The organism is Acidocella aquatica (assembly GCF_030160635.1).
Taxonomy (GTDB): Bacteria; Pseudomonadota; Alphaproteobacteria; order Acetobacterales; family Acetobacteraceae; genus Acidocella; species Acidocella aquatica.
The window spans coordinates 42,010-62,830 of record NZ_BSOS01000099.1 but is presented as its reverse complement, the minus strand read 5'-3'; the positions used below and the strand labels follow the sequence as shown (position 1 = coordinate 62,830).

The 20,821-nt window shown below is 61.6% G+C and carries 18 protein-coding genes; 12 read left to right on the top strand and 6 right to left on the bottom strand.

The genetic code is table 11. The features are described from left to right. Positions 1-15: 15 nt before the first annotated feature. Entirely contained in the window at positions 16-441 is a 426-nt protein-coding gene (locus QQJ84_RS18445; protein ID WP_284259798.1) for a hypothetical protein, read from the bottom strand. Positions 442-685: 244 nt separating this feature from the next. On the opposite strand from QQJ84_RS18445, the gene QQJ84_RS18440 reads away from it, so the two are divergent. The 10 genes from QQJ84_RS18440 to QQJ84_RS18395 all read left to right on the top strand — a co-directional run bounded on the left by QQJ84_RS18440 (position 686) and on the right by QQJ84_RS18395 (position 11,334). After that, entirely contained in the window at positions 686-1,009 is a 324-nt protein-coding gene (locus tag QQJ84_RS18440) for an FtsB family cell division protein (RefSeq protein ID WP_284259797.1), read from the top strand. A gap of 286 nt (positions 1,010-1,295) precedes the next feature. Next, on the top strand, positions 1,296-2,255 hold the full coding sequence (gene pdhA / locus QQJ84_RS18435; RefSeq protein WP_408862245.1) for a pyruvate dehydrogenase (acetyl-transferring) E1 component subunit alpha: 960 nt from the start codon (positions 1,296-1,298) through the stop codon (positions 2,253-2,255). A 3-nt stretch (positions 2,256-2,258) separates the two neighbouring features. After that, on the top strand, positions 2,259-3,590 hold the full coding sequence (locus QQJ84_RS18430; RefSeq protein WP_284259795.1) for a pyruvate dehydrogenase complex E1 component subunit beta: 1,332 nt from the start codon (positions 2,259-2,261) through the stop codon (positions 3,588-3,590). Positions 3,591-3,602: 12 nt separating this feature from the next. Then, a complete protein-coding gene (locus QQJ84_RS18425) occupies positions 3,603-4,877 on the top strand; it encodes a pyruvate dehydrogenase complex dihydrolipoamide acetyltransferase (RefSeq protein ID WP_284259794.1) in 1,275 nt (424 codons plus the stop codon). A gap of 68 nt (positions 4,878-4,945) precedes the next feature. Next, positions 4,946-6,343 carry a dihydrolipoyl dehydrogenase gene (lpdA, locus tag QQJ84_RS18420; protein WP_284259793.1) on the top strand — a complete coding sequence of 466 codons (1,398 nt, stop codon included), beginning with the start codon at positions 4,946-4,948 and terminating at the stop codon, positions 6,341-6,343. A gap of 63 nt (positions 6,344-6,406) precedes the next feature. Then, the gene (gene lipA / locus QQJ84_RS18415; protein WP_284259792.1) at positions 6,407-7,357 is read left to right on the top strand and encodes a lipoyl synthase; all 951 of its coding nucleotides are present in this window, start codon (positions 6,407-6,409) and stop codon (positions 7,355-7,357) included. Beyond that, positions 7,357-7,848 (top strand): type II toxin-antitoxin system RatA family toxin, encoded by a 492-nt coding sequence (locus tag QQJ84_RS18410; protein ID WP_284259791.1) that lies wholly within the window; start codon positions 7,357-7,359, stop codon positions 7,846-7,848. The genes lipA and QQJ84_RS18410 overlap by 1 nt, the downstream gene beginning before the upstream one ends. Positions 7,849-8,016: 168 nt before the next feature. Further along, a complete protein-coding gene (locus tag QQJ84_RS18405) occupies positions 8,017-8,976 on the top strand; it encodes a hypothetical protein (protein WP_284259790.1) in 960 nt (319 codons plus the stop codon). Further along, positions 8,973-10,205 (top strand): phosphotransferase family protein, encoded by a 1,233-nt coding sequence (locus QQJ84_RS18400; RefSeq protein ID WP_284259789.1) that lies wholly within the window; start codon positions 8,973-8,975, stop codon positions 10,203-10,205. Before QQJ84_RS18405 ends, QQJ84_RS18400 begins: the two co-directional genes overlap by 4 nt. Positions 10,206-10,323: 118 nt before the next feature. Continuing rightward, complete coding sequence (locus QQJ84_RS18395) at positions 10,324-11,334, top strand: TIGR03617 family F420-dependent LLM class oxidoreductase (RefSeq protein ID WP_284259788.1); 1,011 nt, start codon at positions 10,324-10,326, stop codon at positions 11,332-11,334. A 14-nt stretch (positions 11,335-11,348) separates the two neighbouring features. Here the strand turns inward: QQJ84_RS18395 and uvrA are convergent, their stop codons facing one another. Then, on the bottom strand, positions 11,349-14,225 hold the full coding sequence (gene uvrA, locus QQJ84_RS18390) for an excinuclease ABC subunit UvrA (protein WP_284259787.1): 2,877 nt from the start codon (positions 14,223-14,225) through the stop codon (positions 11,349-11,351). Between the two features lie 130 nt (positions 14,226-14,355). Between uvrA and ssb the strand changes: the two genes are divergently transcribed. Both ssb and QQJ84_RS18380 read left to right on the top strand, forming a co-directional pair. Beyond that, a complete protein-coding gene (gene ssb / locus QQJ84_RS18385) occupies positions 14,356-14,841 on the top strand; it encodes a single-stranded DNA-binding protein (protein ID WP_284259786.1) in 486 nt (161 codons plus the stop codon). A 113-nt stretch (positions 14,842-14,954) separates the two neighbouring features. After that, positions 14,955-15,443, top strand: coding sequence for a uracil-DNA glycosylase family protein (locus QQJ84_RS18380; protein WP_456304819.1), 489 nt, complete (start codon positions 14,955-14,957; stop codon positions 15,441-15,443). Between the two features lie 58 nt (positions 15,444-15,501). Here QQJ84_RS18380 and QQJ84_RS18375 read toward each other — a convergent pair whose 3' ends face one another. The 4 genes from QQJ84_RS18375 to QQJ84_RS18360 form a co-directional block, all read right to left on the bottom strand. Continuing rightward, entirely contained in the window at positions 15,502-16,641 is a 1,140-nt protein-coding gene (locus QQJ84_RS18375; protein ID WP_284259785.1) for an OmpA family protein, read from the bottom strand. 204 nt (positions 16,642-16,845) lie between these two features. After that, positions 16,846-17,988: an OmpA family protein gene (locus QQJ84_RS18370; RefSeq protein WP_284259784.1), complete on the bottom strand. Its 1,143-nt coding sequence runs from the start codon at positions 17,986-17,988 to the stop codon at positions 16,846-16,848. A gap of 200 nt (positions 17,989-18,188) precedes the next feature. Beyond that, positions 18,189-19,337 (bottom strand): OmpA family protein, encoded by a 1,149-nt coding sequence (locus QQJ84_RS18365; RefSeq protein ID WP_284259783.1) that lies wholly within the window; start codon positions 19,335-19,337, stop codon positions 18,189-18,191. Between the two features lie 222 nt (positions 19,338-19,559). Beyond that, entirely contained in the window at positions 19,560-20,651 is a 1,092-nt protein-coding gene (locus QQJ84_RS18360; protein ID WP_284259782.1) for an OmpA family protein, read from the bottom strand. Positions 20,652-20,821 lie beyond the last annotated feature (170 nt).

Sequence of the window (20,821 nt, the reverse complement as noted above, 5' to 3'; positions counted from 1 at the left end):
CCCCGCCCGTTCAGCCTATGGTGTGAGGGTGATGGACGGCGGGGTGATGTAGATCCCCGGTGGCGGCATCGCGTAGACCGGCGGCGGGGCATAATACATCGGCGGCGGCGGGGGGGCGTAATAGCCGTAGCCGGGGCCAAAACCGGCAAACCAGTGCCAGCCGCCATTGCCGTCGAACCAGCCATGGCGCTCATCGTCGTCACGGCGCCAGCCGCCATCATAACGGCGCCAGCCATTATCGGCATGGCCCTCCTGGCCTTGCCAGCCACCGTGTTCGCCGCCCTCCGGGCCGCCATGGCCGTGCCAGTCTCCGCCGTTTCCGCCGTGCCAGTCACCGCCGTCACCGCCGCCGCCGTGCCAGTCAGCCATTGCGCCATGGGCGCCGATAAATGCGGTGCCGCCGAGTAGAGCGGCGCAAAACGCCAGATATTTCAATTTCATATAAAAGAGCCTCCAAGCTCCTGAAGCATATATGGGGGGCGCCATGGCGAATTCAGGATAAAAGCAAGGTAAAATGATGGCTTGTTCGAGATTTATCATTTTTGCCCCCCGCGGCAAGCGTTTCTCGTTTGTGCCGGGGGAAATTTGTTAAAATCAGCGAGGTAGCAGCGAAAGCGCTTGCGAAACCGGGCCGCATGGGACAGACTCGGCGCGCTGGCTGTTCCATTTCCGTCGAGGGATTATTTTGCTTCGCGCCATTAAATATCGTCTTCGCAGTTATTTGCCGCCGGCCATCTTCCTGGCCATTTCCGGCTATTTCGGCTGGAACGCCCTGCACGGCAAAAGCGGGCTGGAGGCGCAGAACGTGCAAATCGCCGAGCTTGCGCAGGCGCAGCAGGCCTTCAGCGCGGCCGATGCGCAGCGCCAGCAGTGGGAGACGCGGATCGCCGACCTTTCGGGCAGCTCAATCTCGCAGGATATGCTTGACGGTCAGGCGCGCAAGGTGCTGAATTTGGCCAACCCGAATGATCTCGTCATCGATCTGCCGCAGAATAAAAGTGCTGAATAATCGGTTTTTTTTCGGCGTGATTTGAGTTTTTGTTGATAGGATGTCGCGGCTGCACGAAATTTTGTTTCGTGCGGATGGCCGGGCTTTAGCTGCCATAAGTGACTTAACCATTTTGTGGTTAAGTCTGTTTTTTGCTGGTTATGCGAGGGGGTTTCGTAAACGTCACACTTGCGCGGCACGGCTGCTTGAGGATAGTGGCGGGCAATACCCTGGAAACCAAACGAGGAGCCCCAAAATGGCCGTGACCCCGGAAAAAACGAAACGAGGCAAGAAGCCTGCCGTCTCGATGGATAAGGACGAGTTGTTCGCCGCCTATGCCAGCATGCTGCTGATCCGCCGCTTCGAGGAAAAAGCCGGTCAGCTCTATGGCATGGGGCTGATCGCGGGGTTCTGCCATCTCTACATCGGTCAGGAAGCGGTTGTGGTCGGCATGCAGCACTGCATCGGCCAGGGCGATGAGGTTATCACCTCGTATCGCGACCATGGCCATATGCTGGCCTGCGGCATGGACCCCAACGGCGTGATGGCGGAGCTGACCGGGCGTTCGGGCGGGTATTCCCACGGCAAGGGCGGCTCCATGCACATGTTCAGCAAGGAGAAGGGGTTTTTCGGCGGTCACGGCATTGTCGGCGCGCAGGTTTCGCTGGGTGCGGGGCTGGGCTTCTCCAACTGGTACCGTGAGAACGACCGTGTGTCGCTGACCTATTTCGGCGAGGGCGCCTCCAACCAGGGGCAGGTTTATGAGAGCTTCAACCTCGCCAACCTGATGAAGCTGCCGGTTGTCTTCATCATCGAGAACAACCGCTACGCCATGGGCACCAGCGTTGAGCGCGCCTCCGCCTCGCGCGACCTTTCGCTCAACGGCGTGCCCTGGGGCATGCCCAGCCTGGCGGTGGACGGCATGGACGTGCTGGCCGTGAAGGCGGCGGGCGAGCAGGCCGTGGCGCATTGCCGCGCGGGCAAGGGGCCGTTTCTGCTGGAGATGAAGACCTACCGCTACCGTGGGCATTCGATGTCCGACCCCGCGAAATACCGCACCCGCGAGGAGGTGCAGCGCATGCGCGCCGAGCATGACCCGCTGGATTCCGCCAAGAAGCACCTGGAGGAACTTGGCGTCACCGAGGCGGAGCTGAAAAAACTGGACGACGATATCAAGCTGCGCGTGCAGGAGGCGGCTGATTTCGCCCAGGCCTCGCCCGAGCCTGATCCCTCTGAACTATGGACCGATATTCTGGTGGGAGTTTAAACCATGGCGACCGATATTCTGATGCCCGCCCTCTCGCCCACCATGACCTCGGGCAAATTGAGCAAATGGCTCAAGCAGCCGGGCGATAATGTGAAATCCGGCGATGTGCTGGCCGAGATCGAGACCGACAAGGCCACCATGGAGGTGGAGGCGGTTGATGAGGGCGTGCTCTCGAAGATTGTGGTGCCCGAGGGCACCGAAGGTGTTGCGGTGAATGCCGTTATCGCCGTGCTGAACGCCGATGAGGCGAGCGCCGCCCCGGCGCCCAAAGCCGCGCCCGCCGCTCCCGCGCCAGCCGCCCCCGCGGTGGCAAAGCCGGTGGCCGCGCCGCAAAATCTCAGCGAGCCGGCGTGGGGCGAGACCAAGCCCACCACCGTGCGCGAGGCGTTGCGCGAGGGCATGGTGCTGGAGATGCGCGCCGATGCCGATGTGTTCCTGATGGGCGAGGAAGTCGCGCAGTATCAGGGCGCGTATAAAATCAGCCAGGGCATGCTGGACGAATTCGGCCCGCGCCGGGTCATCGACACGCCGATCACCGAACATGGGTTCACCGGCATGGCCGTGGGCGCGGCGATGAACGGGCTGAAGCCGATCGTTGAGTTCATGACCTTCAACTTCGCCATGCAGGCGATCGACCAGATCATCAACTCCGCCGCCAAAACCTTGTATATGTCGGGCGGGCAGATGGGCTGCCCCATCGTCTTCCGCGGCCCCAACGGGGCGGCGGCGCGCGTGGGGGCGCAACACTCGCAGTGCTATGCCTCGTGGTACGCGCATTGCCCGGGGCTGAAGGTGGTGGCGCCGTGGTCGGCGGCCGATGCCAAGGGGCTGATGCGCGCGGCCATCCGCGATCCCAACCCGGTCATCTTCCTGGAGAACGAGATCCTCTACGGCCAGACCTTTGATTGCCCGGTTTCGGAGGATTTCATCCTGCCCATCGGCAAGGCGAAGATCGAGCGCGCCGGGTCGGATGTGACCATCATCGCCTTCTCGATCATGGTCGATGTCGCGCTGAAGGCGGCCGAGGCGCTGGCCGAACAGGGGATTTCCGCCGAGGTCATCAACCTGCGCACCATCCGCCCGCTGGATATCGAGACCATCATCGCCAGCGTGAAGAAAACCAGCCGCGTGGTGAGCGTGGAAGAGGGCTGGCCGTTCGCCGGCATCGGCTCGGAAATCTGCATGACCGTGGTGGAGCATTGCTTCGACTGGCTGGACGCCCCGCCGGTGCGCGTGGCTGGGCTGGATGTGCCGATGCCCTATGCCGCAAATCTGGAAAAACTCGCGCTGCCGCAACCCAACTGGGTGGTGGACGCGGTCAAGAAACTTTTTTGAGGAGGGCGAAACATGTCCACCAATATTCTGATGCCGGCTCTCTCGCCCACCATGACCACGGGCAAGCTCGCGAAATGGCTGAAAAAAGAGGGCGATGAGGTTAAATCCGGCGATATTCTGGCCGAGATCGAGACCGACAAGGCGACCATGGAAGTGGAAGCCGTGGATGAAGGCTTTATCGCCAAAATCCTGGTGCCCGACGGCACGGACGGCGTGGCGGTGAACGAGGTTATCGCCATTCTCACCGCGACCAAGGGCGAGGCGATATCGGCACCCAAGGCGGCTGCGCCTGCCCCCGTGGCGGCGGCGCCCGTGGCTGCTGCCGTGGCCGCGCCTGTGGTGGCGGCCGCGGCCCCGGCTGCGGCGAACGATGAGAGGGTTTTTGCCTCTCCGCTGGCCCGGCGCATGGCCAAGCAGGCTGGGGTGGATCTGGCCGGCATCAAAGGCTCCGGCCCGAACGGGCGGATCGTAAAGGCTGATCTGGACAAGGCCCCGGCGGCGGCCCCCGCTCCGGCGGTGGCGGCGGCACCCGCCCCCATGGCAGCGGCGCCCGCGCCCAAGCCCGCGGCCCCGGCGCCGGTTATCACCGGCGCCTATAAGGCGGTGCCCAATTCCACCATGCGCAAGGTCATCGCCCGGCGCCTCACGGAATCCAAGCAGAGCGTGCCGCATTTTTATCTCAACAGCCATATCGAGATCGACGAGCTGCTAAAACTGCGCGCCGAGCTGAACGCGCGCTCCCCCAAGGAGGGCCCGGGCAGCTTCAAGCTTTCGGTCAATGACCTTATCATCAAGGGCTGCGCCCTGGCGCTGCGCCGCCACCCGAATGTGAACGCCAGCTACACCGAAGACGCCATTTTGCTCTATGACGATGTGGACATCTCGATCGCCGTCGCCATTCCTGACGGGCTGATCACCCCGATCATCCGCAAGGCCGATGAGCGGGGCCTGCCCTCCATCAGCAATGCGATGAAGGATCTGGGCGCGCGGGCGAAGGCCGGCAAGCTCAAGCCCGAGGAGTTCCAGGGCGGCGGCTTCTCCATCTCCAACCTGGGCATGTTCGGCATCCCTGACTTCACCGCGATCATCAATCCGCCGCAGGGCGCGATTTTGGCCGTGGGCGCGGGCGAGAAGCGCGCGGTTGTGAAGGATGACCAGATCGTCATCGCCACGATGATGACCGTGACCCTCTCGGTCGACCACCGCGTGGTGGACGGTGCGCTGGGCGCGCAATTCCTTGCCACGCTCAAGGGTCTGCTGGAAGACCCGATGGGCCTGCTACTTTAGCTAACTGGGAATGATTTTCGATCTGGGGCAAGCTCCCTGGTTACGGCATATAATGATAGGAGCCAGCCATGGCGGATGAATTTGATCTGATAGTTGTCGGCGGTGGGCCGGGTGGTTATGTCGCGGCGATCCGCGCCGCCCAGCTCAAGCTGAAGGTGGCGGTGGTGGAGGCCAAGCATCTGGGCGGCATCTGCCTCAACTGGGGTTGCATCCCCACCAAGGCGCTGCTGCGCTCCTCGGAGGTGAACCACCTGTTGCATAACCTGGGCGAGTTCGGGTTTTCGGCCGATAACATCCAGTTTGACCTGGACAAGATCGTGAAACGCTCGCGCGGCGTGTCCAAGCAGCTCTCCTCGGGCATCGCGCATCTGCTCAAGAAGAACAAGGTGACCGTGGTGGACGGCTTCGGCCGGCTCACCGGCGGCGGGCACCTGGCGGTGAGCGGAGCGGACGGCAAGCCGAAGGCCATGCTGCACGCGCCGCACATCATCCTCGCCACCGGGGCGCGGCCGCGCCAGATCCCCGGCATCGAGGCCGATGGCAAGCTCATCTGGTCCTATTTCGAGGCCATGGTGCCAGCCGCCATGCCGAAGTCGCTGCTGGTCATCGGCTCGGGCGCCATCGGCATCGAGTTCGCCAGCTTCTACCGCAACATGGGCGCCGAGGTGACCGTGGTGGAGATGCTGGACCGCGTGCTGCCGGTGGAGGATGCTGAAATCTCCGCTTTGGCCCGCAAATCCTTCGAGAAGCAGGGCATGAAGATCATCACCTCCGCCAATGTGAAGGGCGTGGTGAAAGGCGCTGACAATGTGACCGTGACCGTGGAAGCGGGCGGCAAGGAGCAGCAGATCACCGTGGACCGTGTGATTTCGGCGGCCGGCATCGTCGGCAATGTCGAGAACCTCGGCCTTGAGGGCACCAAGGTGAAGGTGGAGCGCACGCATATCGTGGTGGATGGCTTTGGGCGCACCGGCGAGCCGGGGGTTTATGCCATCGGCGATGTCGCCGGGCCGCCCTGGCTCGCGCATAAGGCCAGCCATGAGGGGGTGGTCTGCGTCGAGTACATCGCGGGCAAGAATCCGCACCCCTTCGAGACCGGTAACATCCCCGGCTGCACCTATTGCCGCCCGCAGGTGGCCAGCGTGGGGCTGACCGAGGCGAAGGCGAAAGAGGCGGGCTATGAGCTGAAGATTGGCCGTTTTCCCTTCATCGGCAACGGCAAGGCAATCGCCATGGGCGAGCCGGAAGGGCTGATAAAGACCATCTTCGATGCCAAAACCGGGGCAATGCTGGGCGCGCATATGATCGGCGCGGAGGTGACGGAGATGATCCAGGGTTATGTCATCGCCCGGCAGCTCGAGACCACCGAGGCGGAGCTGATGCACACCGTCTTCCCCCACCCGACCATCAGTGAAGCCATGCATGAGTCGGTGCTTGACGCCTACGGTCAGGTTATACACTTCTAGTGCCCACGCCCCCCAGGCGCCCGGCGCTTGGGGGTTTTACCGGGCACTGATAGAAAGCACGCCATGAGCACCCGTATCGAGATCGACCACCGCGTCCGCCACCCGGAGAAACAGGGCCGCCCGGATAATCCGATCAGCCGCAAACCGGCCTGGATTCGGGTGAAGGCGCCTACCAGCGCCGTGTATCATGAGACGCGGGAGCTGATGCGCGAGAAGAAGCTCTCCACCGTGTGCGAGGAAGCCGCCTGCCCCAACATCGGCGAATGCTGGTCGCAGCGCCACGCCACCATGATGATTATGGGCGAGATCTGCACCCGCGCCTGTGCCTTCTGCAATGTGAGCACTGGCGTTCCCGCCGCGCTGGATGCCGATGAACCCCGCCGCGTGGCCGAGGCCGTCGCCACGCTGGGCCTGCGCCATGTGGTTATCACCTCGGTGGACCGTGATGACGTGGCCGACGGCGGGGCCGCGCATTTTGCCGCGGTGATTGCCGCGGTGCGCGCGGCGGCGCCCGGCACCACCATCGAAATTCTCACGCCTGATTTTTTACGCAAGCCCGGCGCGCTGGAAATTGTCGTCGCGGCCCGGCCGGACGTGTTCAACCACAATCTGGAAACCGTGCCCCGGCTCTACCCCTCCATCCGCCCCGGCGCGCGTTACTATCAATCCTTGCGCCTGCTTGACCGGGTGAAGCAGCTTGACCCCAATATCTTCACCAAATCCGGCCTCATGGTCGGGCTGGGCGAGGCCAAGCCGGAAATCGGCCAGGTGATGGACGATCTGCGCATCGCCGATGTCGATTTCCTCACCATCGGCCAATATTTGCAACCCACGGTGAAGCACGCGGCGGTGGACCGCTTCGTGACGCCGGAGGAGTTCGAGGAATACGCGCTGATGGCGCGCGTCAAGGGCTTCCTGCAGGTCTCGGCGACGCCGCTCACCCGCAGCTCCTACCACGCGGACTCAGACTTCGCCGCCCTGCGTGAGGCGCGCGCCCGTAAGCTGGTTGCGTGATGCCTACCTATACCGAGAAAAAAATCGTCCCCTACACGCCGGCGCAGCTCTCGGCGCTGGTGGCCGATGTTGGTAAATACCCGCAGTTTTTGCCGTGGTGCGCCGGTGCGCGTATTCGCAGCCATGTTGATAATGTGCTGATCGCTGATTTGAGCATCGGCTTCGGCCCGTTCCGCGAGAGCTTCACCTCCCGCGTGACGATTCTCCCGCAGGACGCCGAAGGTGTTTGCGAGATCAAGGTGCAATACCAGAACGGCCCGTTCAAATATCTGAATAACCGCTGGCACTTCGCGCCGCACGCGCAAGGCTGCCTGGTGGATTTTTACGTGGATTTCGAATTCCGCAACATCATCCTGCAAAAAGCCATCGGCGCGGTGTTCACCGAGGCGGTGCATCGCATGGTCGCGGCATTCCTGAAGCGCGCGGGCACGGTGTATGGCGCACCGGCGGCGGAAATTTCCGCCGTGGAGGTTGCGGCCGCCACCAAGTAGGCCGGTTTTTTCCGGCTTCCCGCCTCCATCCCAGCGCAAATGGGAAGTTTCTTGCAACGGGCTTGATTTAAGGTCAGGCCCCCTGCCTTGTCCGGCTGCCTGATCCATGGAAACCTTCCGCCCGAGTGTCGCAGCAAACTAAAAAATGCCGCCGGAGCGCCAGGAAACATGACCACCACGCATGATGACTACCCGCACCCGATCCCGCCCATCGCGTATCTGCGCTGGAAGGAGAATTACTTTTTCATTCTCATGGACCCAGGCAGCGGCGTTTTCGGCATTTTGCATTTCAACAACGAACCCGGCTTCAACCGTTCGCGTTTCACCTGCAACCTCACCATTCGCGGCAAAGCCTATGAGTACCACGGCGAGACCCCGCTGCCCGCTGATTTTGAGATGGCGCGCCAACTCTCCGATGGCAAACTAACCCTGCGTTTCCTCAAGCCGCACCAGCATTTTCAGGTGCGGCTGCGCACCGATGCGCTTGAGGCCGAGCTTGATTTCCACGCGCATTTCCCCACCTTCGATTTTTCCGCATGCGCAACGGCGGCGCCGGAGCTGGTCTCCTTCCGCGAAGTGAGCACATTGGGCTACAATCTGCCCTATAACCACCAGCAGCAGGCGCTGCGCGCCTCCGGGTTTGTTAAACTCGCTGGCGAGACCATCAACATTAACGGCTCCGGCTACCGGGACCACAGCTGGGTGATGCGCAGCGATGCCGGTGTGGCCAAGCATGTATGGTGCGGTTTCGTCTTTCCCGAGCGCGCGTTCGGCATCAAGGTGCTGTCCTCGCAGGCGCGCCCCGGCATAACCGCGAAAGAGGGCTACGTAACCGACGCTGACGGCCCGCGGGCGCTGCGCCGCATCGAGGTGCGCTTTGAAGGCGCGGGGCCGGATGGTATGCCCGCCGCCGTGGTGCATGATGTGACGGATGTTTACGGCCAGCGATTCGTGTTGCGCTCCAGCGTGGCCGGCCGCCACGGCGCGGTGCCGCTGGTCTCGGAGGCCGCACCCGGCCGCCCGGCCTATCGCATTGTCGAGAATTTCTGCCCTGTCACCCTGGAGGATTCGCCTGACCTCGGCATCGCTCTGGTGGAGATCGGCGCCAGCGCGGCGCTGCCGGCATGAGCGCGCTGGAAAACAATCTGCGCCTCCTGCGCGACACCTGCCGCGATGTGCGCGAAAAACTTGGCGCGCATGAACAGGCGGCGGCCCTCGGCCCTGTTGTGAGCCTGCTGGACGATATGCTGGTGCAACAGGGCGTGCTCCCCGCGCTGGCGCAAGCGCGCGATGCGGCGCTCAACACATCAGGCGCGGCGGGCGCTGATTTAAGCTATTGGCAGGGCTACCAGAGCGCCGTGGCGGCGCAGTCCGTGGCCCTGGAGAGCGGCGCCCCGGCTGAGAGAATTGACACTGCCGCGCTGCAAACCTACCTCGCCACCCTGCCGGGCGAAGCAGGGGTCAGAGTGGTTGCCGCGCGCGTCGTCTCGCGCGGGTTTTCCAAAAAGACCGTGCTGGTCAGCCTGCAAGGCAACCGCACGCTCCCGGCGGAAATCGCGCTGCGCATCGACCAGCCTTTCAACTATCTTGGCACCACGGTGAGCGATGAATTCCCCTGGCTCCGCCAGCTTGCGGCGCATGGCGCGCGCATTGCGCAGCCCTTTGCGCTGGAAGGCAGCGGGCGCGTGCTCGGGCAAAAATTTCTGGTCTCGGCAAAAGTGAACGGCGGCGCGGTGGGCGGCAATTACGTCTCCCCGCCGCGCAACCCGGCGCTGGTGGCTGATATTGCGCACGCCCTGGCGGGCATCCATCGGGTGAGGCTGGAGGGGTTGCGCGGCCTGCAACCCGCTGGTCCGCATATCATGCGCGAGGTGGATGCTTATTACCGTGACTGGCAGGCGCTCGGTGCCGTCAGCCCGGCGCTGGAGGCGGGCTTTGCCTGGGTGCGGCGCAATCTGGCCGCCGCGCACGGGCCTGAGGCGATTATCCATAACGACTATAATTTTAATAACATGATGATCGAGGGCGATCGCCTGCTGGCCGTGGTGGACTGGGAGTTCGCGCATATCGGCACCCCGGCCGCCGATCTCGGCTATTTCTATTATTCGGCTGAAAACACCGCGAGCTTCGACTATTTTCTCGACCAGTATCGTCAGGCCGGCGGCACCGTGCCCGCGCAGGCAACGTTGGATTTCTACATCTTCTGGGGCCAGTTGCGGCTCGCCGTCATGGGCTTTCAGGCCGTGGCGGGCCTGAACGGCGGCAATTTCAAGGATATCCGTTTCGCCGCCTCGCTCGGACACCTGCGCAGCGGCATGATGCGGGTGTGCGGCAAGCTCATGGAGTTACCCGGATAAGACAGATGTACTGACAGAGTTTGTTGGTTTTTTCAGGGGAAAATAAAATACCGGCTTCTCAGCCGCGGGAATTGAAGCTAGGCTCGCAGCCAAAGCATGAATTGCCAGGAGGACGGCGGTGAAGGTTACACAACGGCTACGAAACAATCTGAAAGACGTGATCCCCGACTTCAACCGGAAAGTAGCACTTGGTTACAAAGGATTTTTCGGTTTCGAGAACAAATCGAACCCCTTCTTCGCGCCGCTGATGTGCGCGACGCAGAACCGCGGCATCGCACTTTCCACCTCCATCGCGGTGGCCTTCTCCAAAACGCCGATGGTCATGGCGATGGAGTCCTACTCCCTCAACCAATATTGCCAGGGCAATTTCACGCTTGGCATGGCCTCGCAGATCAGGCCGCATATCGTGCGCCGTTTCGGCATGCCGTGGACGGATAAGCCAGTGTCGCAGATGCGTGAATATATCGCCGCGCTGCATGCCATCTGGGATGCATTCGAGAGCGGCGGGCCTTTGAACTTTGAAGGGGAAACCTACAAACATACGCTCATCTCGCCTGAGTTCATCCCTTATATCGAAGGCTTCGGCCGGCCAAAAATTCACCTCGGCGCGGTTGGCCCCGGCATGAACAGGCTCGCCGCCGAGGTGGCGAGCGGTGTCATCACGCATTCTTTTGTCTCCGAAAAATCGCTGCGGGAAATCAACCTCGCGCCGATCGAACAGATTTTAAGAGAACAGAACAAGCCGCGTTCCAGCTTTGAATTCGTGTACCCCATTTTCATCGCCACCGGCTCGAATGAGGAGGAATATAAAAAGAACATTGCCTGGCATCGCCACCGCATCGGCTTCTACGCTTCCACGCCCGCCTATCAGGTGCAATTGGAATTGCACGGCTGGGGCGCGCTCCATCAGGAGGTGAAAAAAATGACGAAGGAAGGCCGCTGGAGCGAACTCGGCGCGCCGATTACCGATGAGATGCTCGATACCTTCACCGTCATGGGCGAACCGAAAGACATCGCGCCGAAAATCAAACAGCGTTTTGGTGATTTCGTTGATACCATTCAGTGCAACCTCGAACTCCAGGACGAAGAGGTGCAATACGAAATCATCAAATCCATAGAATCCATCTGATGCGCGCGCATGGTCTATGCCGTTGCTTTCCGGCGCGGCCTGGCAGGTTTTTCCGTTAGCAGCGGCGCCAGAAAGCGCCCGGTGTGGCTCGCCTTGTTGGCGGCGATATCCTCCGGTGTTCCAGTAGCGACGATGCGCCCGCCGCCATCGCCGCCTTCCGGCCCCAGGTCGATGACATGATCGGCGGTTTTGATCACTTCCAGATTATGTTCGATGACGATGATGGTGTTGCCCGTATCCACCAGCGCATGCAAAACTTCCAGCAACTTGCGGATATCCTCGAAATGCAGCCCGGTGGTGGGTTCGTCGAGAATATAGAGCGTGCGCCCGGTGGGGCGCTTGGCCAGCTCCTTCGCCAGCTTTATGCGCTGCGCCTCGCCGCCTGAGAGTGTGGTCGCCTGTTGGCCAAGCTTGATGTAGCCAAGCCCGACTTTGCTAAGCAGCGAGAGCCGGTCATGGATTTTTGGCACGGCCTTGAAAAACCCCTGCGCTTCGTCCACCGTCATATCCAGCACATCGGCGATGGATTTTTCGCGGAACTTCACCTCCAGCGTCTCGCGGTTATAGCGCTTGCCCTTGCAGGTATCGCAGGTGACGAACACATCGGGCAGGAAGTGCATCTCGATCTTCAACACCCCGTCGCCCTGGCAGGCCTCGCAGCGCCCGCCTTTCACATTGAACGAAAACCGCCCTGGCTTGTATCCGCGTGTGCGCGCCTCTGGCATTTCGGCAAACCAGTCGCGGATCGGCGCGAATAAATCGGTATAAGTGGCGGGGTTGGAGCGCGGCGTGCGCCCGATCGGCGATTGGTCGATGTCGATGATCTTGTCGAGCTGTTCCAGCCCCTCCAGCCGCTCAAACGGGCTGGGCACCTCGCCGGAGCCCATCAAGCGGCGCGAGACGGCTTTGTAGAGCGTATCCACCACCAGGGTCGATTTGCCCCCGCCCGAGACGCCGGTGATGCAGGTGAACACGCCGAGGGGGAATTCTGCCGACACGTTTTTCAGGTTGTTGCCGGTAGCACCTATAACCTTCAAAATGCGGCTGCTCTTCACCTCCCGCCTCGGGTGAGGCACGGGAATCGCGCGCCGGCCTGAGAGATAATCCCCGGTTATGGATTTCGGGTTCGCCGCAACCTCCGCCGGCGTGCCCTGCGCTACCACATACCCGCCGCCCATGCCCGCCAGCGGCCCCATGTCGATCAGATGATCCGCCGCGCGGATCGCATCCTCGTCATGCTCCACCACCAGCACGGTGTTTCCCAGGCGTTTCAAACGCTGCAGCGTACCCAACAATCTCTCGTTATCGCGCTGGTGCAGGCCGATGCTTGGTTCGTCCAGCACATACAACACGCCGGTCAGCCCCGAGCCGATCTGGCTGGCCAGGCGGATCCGCTGGCTCTCGCCGCCCGAAAGTGTCGCCGAGCCGCGCGCCAGGGTTAGATAATTCAACCCCACATCCAGCAGAAATTGCAAACGCTCGTTGATCTCGCGCAATATCCGCCGGGCAATTTCAAGCCGCTGCGGCGTCAGCGTGGCGGCCACGCCCTCAAACCATTCCCGCGCGCCGGAGATGGAAAGCTCCGCCACCTCGGCCAGGTTTTTCCCCGCGACCCGCACGGCCAGCGCCTCTGGCTTCAGCCGCGCGCCGTGGCAAGTGCCGCAGGGGCGCTCGGCATGGTAGCGGGAGAGTTCCTCGCGCGTCCACGCGGAATCAGTTTCGCGCAGGCGGCGTTCAAGATTCTTGATGACGCCTTCAAACGCTTTCGTCACCGTGTAGGCGCGCGTGCTGTCCTTGTAGGAAAACGCCACCTCGGTTTTGCCGGTGCCGTATAAAATCGCATCGCGCACCGCCTCGGGCAGTTTCTCCCAAGGGGTGGTCATCTTTATTTTGAAATGCTTGGCCAGGCTGGCCAGGGTTTGCGTGTAATAGGGCGAGAGCGAATTCACCCAGGGCATCACCGCGCCATCCTCCAGCGAGCGCTGCTCGTCAGGCACCACCAGATGCGGGTCAAAAAACACCTCATGCCCCAAGCCGTCACACACCGGGCAGGCGCCGTGCGGCGAGTTGAAGCTGAACAGCCGCGGCTCGATCTCCTCGATGGTGAAGCCGCTCACCGGGCAGGCGAAGCGCGAGGAGAACACTGTGCGCACGCCGTCATCAGCCCCCTCGGCATACACGATGCCGTCGGAAAGTCCCAAGGCGGTCTCAAACGAATCCGCCAGCCGCTTCTCCAGCCCGGGCTTCACCACAATGCGGTCAACCACCGCCTCGATCTCATGTTTCAGCTTTTTGTTGAGCGCGGAAACCTGGTCGATCTCATAGAGTTTTCCATCAACCTTCGCGCGCGTGAAACCCTTGCGCTGCAGCTCGGCCAGTTCTTTTTTATACTCGCCCTTGCGGTCGCGGATCACCGGCGCCAGCAGCAGCAGCTTGGCACCTTCCTTCATCGCCATCACGCGGTCCACCATTTGCGCCACGCTCTGCGCCTCAATCGGCAGGCCGGTGGCGGGTGAATACGGCACCCCCGCGCGCGCCCATAAAAGCCGCATATAATCGTGAATTTCCGTCACCGTGCCGACCGTGGAGCGTGGATTCTTCGAGGTGGTTTTCTGCTCGATGGAAATCGCGGGCGATAAGCCCTCGATTGAGTCCACATCCGGCTTGCCCATCAGCTCTAAAAACTGCCGCGCGTAGGATGACAGACTCTCGACATACCGGCGCTGCCCTTCGGCATAAATCGTATCGAACGCCAGCGAGGATTTGCCCGAACCGGAAAGCCCGGTAATGACGGTGAGCTGCTCACGCGGAATCGCAATGTCGATGTTCTTCAGGTTATGTTCGCGCGCACCGCGGACCGTGATAAAGCCCGCGTTTTTTTGTTCAGCCATTCTCGCACCAAATGTTCGTGTATTGTTCTTGTAAGATATGGTGTCGCCCGCTAGAATGCAAACTCTTCGTCTGGCCGGAATGCAAATAATGCGTTACTCTAGATGACAATCTAAAGTAGAGGAGGGCCATGTGGCCGGTAGTGTCAATAAAGTGATTCTGGTGGGCAATCTCGGGAAAGACCCGGAAGTGCGCAACGCGCAATCGGGGCTGAAGATCGTCAACCTCGCCGTCGCCACCTCCGATACGTGGAACGACAAGGCCAGCGGCGAGCGCAAGGAGCAGACCGAGTGGCACCGCGTGGTCATCATGAACGACCGGCTGGGCGAGGTCGCGGAGAAATATCTGCGCAAAGGCTCGAAGGTTTACATCGAGGGCAAATTGCAGACCCGCAAGTGGACCGGGCAGGATGGCCAGGAGAAATACACCACCGAGGTGATGATCGGCCGCTTCGGCGGCGAGCTGGTGCTGCTGGACAAGAACCCCAACGCCGGCGGCGACTATGAACCGCGCGAACCCCGCGCCGCCGCTCCTGCGCGTTCCGCCCCCGCCCCGCGCGCCACCGGCGGCTGGGATACGCGGCCGGGCAATGACATGGATGATGAAATCCCGTTCTGAACCGCTGAACAGGGCAGGGGCCTGAGCCCCTGTCCACGGCACTTGCAACCCTCGCGGCGCAGGCCCGCGCCTGCACGCTCTGCGCCGCCCACCTGCCCCTTGGCCCGCGCCCGGTGTTCCGGGTCTCCGTCACGGCGAAACTGCTCATCATCGGCCAGGCGCCCGGCACCAAGGTGCACGCCAGCGGTATCCCATGGAACGACGCCTCCGGCGAGCGCCTGCGCGGCTGGATGGGCATCGGCCCCGACATCTTCTACGACGAGTCCCGCATCGCCATCATGCCGATGGGCTTCTGCTACCCTGGCACGCTGCCCAGCGGGGGCGATGCGCCGCCACGGCCCGAGTGCGCGCCGGCATGGCATGGGAAGTTTCTGGCCCTGATGCCGCAGCTCCAGCTCACCCTGCTGGTGGGTTCATACGCGCAAAAACGCTATCTCGGCCCCGCCAGCATGACCGAAAACGTCCGCGATCAGGCGGCGCATCCCCGCTTCCTGGCGCTGCCGCATCCCTCCTGGCGCACCGCCTTCTGGGAGGCGAAAAACCCCTGGTTCGGCGCTGAAATTCTGCCCCGGCTGCGGGCGCGGGTGGCGCAGCTCACGTGAGGCATAAAAAACCCCCGGCAGTTTCCCGCCGGGGTTCGATGGATTCAAAAAAACGTAGTTAGTTGAGGATGATTTCCACACGGCGGTTTTGCGGCTCGCGCACGCCCGGGCCGGTTGGCACCAGCAGTTTGGTGTCGCCAAAGCCCTGGGCGGTGATCTCGGAGGCGGGAACGCCGTCAGTCACCAGCTGTGCGGCGACTGCCTTGGCGCGGCGCACCGAGAGACCCTGGTTGTAGGCCGGGGTGCCCGAGGTGTCGGTGTAGCCGTTTACGTCAATCGTCGTGGTGGCCTGGGTTTTGCTGTCGGAGGCTGCCTGGGCGATGATCTGCGTCGCGCGCGGGGTTAGAGTCGCTTTATCCCAGTCAAAAAACACCAGATAGGTGCGCGCCGGTGCAGGCGCGGGGGCGGCCATCGGCGCGGCCGCCGGGGCAACGGCCGGGGCGGCCGCGGGGGCGTTGAACAGCTGGTAGCGCAGGCCAACCAGAAAGCTGTGGCTGGACTGCTGGCCGATCTTCACGGGGCCACCGGAGGCGCCGCCGAGCGGCAGAGATGATGATGCGTAATTACGGCTCGCGGTCAGCTGCATGAAGCGATACTCCGCCGTGAGGGAAAGCCCAGGCACCATCGGCAACGGATACGCCAGACCGGCGATCAAATCATAGGCAAAGCTGCCACGTGTGCCTTCAACCGTGTGGTTGAAGCTGGCGACATCGCTGATATGGCTGTTAAACCGCGCCCACTGGTAACCAGCGCCAGCACCGGCATAGGGGAAGATCGGCAGGCCGAGGTTCATGTCATAGAGCACATTCAGCATGGGGCCGTAGGTGTTCATACCACCTGTCGCCGGATAAGTAACCAGGCCGCTGCTCAGATCGTCCTTATTGATGGTGTTGCGGAGAAAATCACCGTCCAGCTGCACGCGCAAGCCGTTGCCAAAACCGTAGCCGATGGCAATATCGCCGGCATAGGAAGGCCGGGTGACGAATTTACCGGTAGGCGCTTGCCCGCCAGGCCGCAGCCCCAGATTCGGGATGCTTGGCAGACGGAGAGCGGGTAGTTGAGAGTAAGCGTAGTTAAACGAATTGCCCAGGTTTGCGCCGCCCTCGGCGCTGACATAAGGGCCGGTGACGGGCTGCGCCTGCGCAGCGATAGGCAAGGCGAGACAGGTGGCGGCGGCAAGGGTTAAACGCAGTTTCACGGCTAAACTCCTGGGTGATAAATACTGAAACATCATTTCGGATACAAAGCCGTGGCTGGACAGGGTAAAAGGAATCACAAATTTGTGAGTTTACCGCGGATACTTTTTGGTTGCGCTGTTTTGTCTTTTCGCAACGAGGCCTGGTGGCCACAAAAAACCCCGGCAATTGCCTGCCGGGGTTCGATGGACTCAAACAAACCGTGGTTAGTTGAGGATGATTTCCACACGGCGGTTTTGCGGTTCGCGCACGCCCGGGCCGGTTGGCACGAGCAGCTTGGTGTCGCCAAAGCCCTGCACGGTGATCTCGGAGGCGGGAACGCCGTCAGTCACCAGCTGTGCGGCGACTGCCTTGGCACGGCGCACGGAGAGACCCTGGTTGTAGGCCGGGGTGCCGGAGGTGTCGGTATAGCCGTTCACGTCAATCGTCGTGGTGGCCTGGGTTTTGCTGTCGGAAGCCGCCTGGGCGATGATCTGCGTCGCGCGCGGGGTTAGAGTTGCTTTATCCCAGTCAAAAAACACCAGATAGGTGCGGGCCGGGGCTGGGGCTGGGGCGGCCATCGGCGCGGCCGCCGGGGCAACGGCCGGGGCGGGCGCGGGGGCGTTGAACAGCTGGTAGCGCACACCGAGCATGAAGGTGTGGCTCGACTCCTGACCGACCTTGCCCTTGACCGTGTCGGTATAGCCATTGAAGGTCTGAGATGCGCGGTAATACGTGCGGGTCTGGGTCAGCATCATGAAGCGGTATTCCGCGGTGAGCGACAGGCCTGGCACCATCGGCAGCGGATAAGACAGACCGGCGATGGCATCAAAGGCAAAGCTGCCCTGGGTCAGATCGCTTTTTCGGGAAACCTGATTGAGCAGCGAGTTGTGCAGAGTTGCCCATTGATAGCCCACACCCGCGCCAACATAGGGGAACACCGGCAGGCCGATATTCATGTCATAAAGCGCGTTGACCATCGGGCCATAGGTCGTCTCGATACCAGGGGCTTTGCCTGAAATAGCGGGAGCGGCGGTAGCGCCTGTGTTGGTGAAGCTGTATTGGGCGTTGATTTTCGCGATGGTGTTGCGCAGAAAATCACCGTCGAGCTGAACGCGCCAGCCATTGCCGAATCCGTAGCCGACGGCGGCATCCCCGGCGAGGGCGGGGCGCGTGTAACGCTTGCCGGCGAGGTCAGCCGAACTTGATGTATACAGTGAAGTTTGCGTGACGCGGAAGTCGATATCCGCCGGGTTTCCGATGCTCGTGCCTGCTTCCAGGCTAACATAAGGGCCGGTGACCGGCTGCGCATGCGCCGCGATCGGCAATGCAAGGCAGGTGGCGGCGGCAAAGGTTAAGCGCAGTTTCATTGAAGCCTCCCAGAGATTAATAATTATCAATTTATGGTTAGCGCTTTTGGCGTTAGCGTAACAACAAAAAAAGCGACGAAGCCGCAACATTTGGCTTTTGTTGTATTCGAGTAACTTATTACGGCAAATCATCCATTCACGATGCCATAAAAAACCCCGGCAGTTGCCTGCCGGGGCCGTTAGCCACAAATAAATCGTGGTTAGTTGAGGATGATTTCCACGCGCCGGTTTTGCGGCTCACGCACGCCCGGGCCGGTCGGCACGAGCAGGTTGGTGTCGCCAAAGCCTTTGGTGGTGATCTCGGAGGCGGGAACGCCGTCAGTCACCAGCTGTGCGGCGACTGCCTTGGCACGGCGCACGGAGAGACCCTGGTTGTAGACCGGGGTGCCGGAGGTGTCGGTGTAGCCGTTCACGTCAATCGTCGTGGTGGCCTGGGTTTTGCTGTCGGATGCCGCCTGGGCGATGATCTGCGTGGCGCGCGGGGTCAGGCTTGCCTTATCCCAGTCAAAGAACACCAGATAGGTGCGGGCTGGAGCCGGAGCCGGAGCCGCGGCGACCGGGGCAACCGCCGGGGCCGGGGCGGGGGCGGGGGCCGGGTTGAACAACTGATAACGCAGGCCGATCAGGAAGGTATGGCTGGACTGCTGGCCGAATTTCACCGGGCCATCATACGGGCCACCCGGCACGGGGTAGGTCGTCACGTAGTTGCGGCTCGCGGTGAGCTGCATAAAACGATACTCCGCCGTAACGGAAAGGCCCTGAACCATGGGCAGCGGGTAGGATACGCCGGCGATGATCTGATAGGCGAAGCTGCCCCTGGTGCCTTCATAGTTGTCAACGAATGTCGAGTCGTAAATATGATTTTGCAGCTTGGCCCATTGATAGCCGACGCCAACGCCAACATAGGGGAAGATCGGCAGGCCGAGATTCATGTCATACAGCACATTGAGCATCGGGCCATAGGTGTACTGACCGCCGGTCGCACCGCCGGAAATAGACCCAGGTGATACGGCCGCAACACCAAGGGGCAGCGCCGTTGTGTTTTCATTCACCTTTACGGCGGTATTGCGATAAAGGTTGCCGCCGAGTTCAACGCGCAAGCCGTTGCCAAAACCATAACCTACGGATACCGCCCCTGCGTAGGAAGGCCGGAAAATAATCTTACCCGTCGGCCCCTGGACGGCAGGCAACTGGCCGAAATCCTGCTGTGCCCAGTTGTCGTAATTCGTTGAGTTGAGAAAGCTCGTGCCACCTTCGAGGCTAACATAAGGGCCGGTGACCGGTTGCGCATGTGCCGCGATCGGCAATGCAAGGCAGGTGGCGGCGGCAAGGATTAAGCGCAGCTTCATGACTAAACTCCCGAAAATGAACAAACAATGAGACATTGTTAGCGAAAACAGCGATTCATTAACAGATTAAACGTCAACTCAATTTTAACAGTTAATAACTGTTGCGTTTTAGCCACGCATATGTCCGCATCGCTTGTTCACGTTTCCGTGATTCTACGGCGAGACCATAAAAAAAGCCCCGGCAGTTGCCTGCCGGGGCCGTTATTCAGAAATAAACCGTGGTTAGTTGAGGATGATTTCCACACGGCGGTTTTGCGGCTCGCGCACGCCCGGGCCGGTTGGCACGAGCAGGTTGGTGTCGCCAAAGCCTTTGGCGGTGATCTCGGAGGCGGGAACGCCGTCAGTCACCAGCTGGGCCGCCACCGCCTTCGCGCGGCGTACCGAGAGGCCCTGGTTGTAGACCGGGGTGCCGGAGGTATCGGTGTAGCCGTTCACGTCAATCGTCGTGGTGGCCTGGGTTTTGCTGTCGGATGCCGCCTGGGCGATGATCTGCGTGGCGCGTGGCGTCAGAGTCGCTTTATCCCAGTCAAAGAACACCAGATAGGTGCGGGCTGGCGCCGGGGCCGGGGCCGCGGCCACCGGCGCCGCGGCCGGCGCAACCGCCGGGGCCGGGGCCGGAGGGGTAAACAGCTGGTAACGCAGGCCAACCAGGATGGAGTTGGTCGACTGGTGGCCATATTTCACCGTACCGGGGATCGGCGAGCCAGCCGGGAAGCCGCCGGTGATGCTCTCGCCCTCCTTGGTGTCAGCGATCATCTGCGTGAAGCGGTATTCAGCGGTCAGCGACAGCCCAGGAACAGGCGCTATCGGGTAGGAGAGCCCGGCGATCAGGTTATAAGCGAAGCCCCCCTTGGTCCCGGAGGCAAAAAACGGCCCGTTGTTCTCATTCTGGACCCATTGATATCCGGCGCCTGCCCCAACATAGGGGAAAATCGGCAGGCCGACGTTCATGTCATACAGCACATCGAGCATTGGCCCCCATGTGGTGTGCACGCCGCTTGCCCGGATATGCCCATAGGCAGAATCATCGATCTCATGCAGGGTGGTGTGCAGGTCATCCATGCTGATTTGCGCGCGCCAGCCATCGCCCAGCCCATACCCAAGCGACGCCACGCCGGCATATCCGGGGCGGTATTGCATTTTGCCGCCAGTGTTGTGCAGGGATTCATGGAAGGTGACCGGCATGAGGAAATCAACGCCGCCCTCCAGGCTCACATAAGGCCCGGTGACGGGTTGCGCATGGGCCGCGCCAGGCAAAGCCGCAGCAGGCAGGGCGAGACAAGTCGCCGCAGTAAGAATGAAGCGTAATTTCATGACGGCCTCCATACGGATAAAGTTAAGACAATTGAAATATGCTACAATTCGGGTGGATTTCGGCAATGATTCAGGTCATTTTGATGAAAGGCCGGGAAAAAACGCGGCAGTGTTGCCGCCGGGCCACAAAACAGCCGGTTTTAGATCGATATTGGTTTAGCTTGAATCGC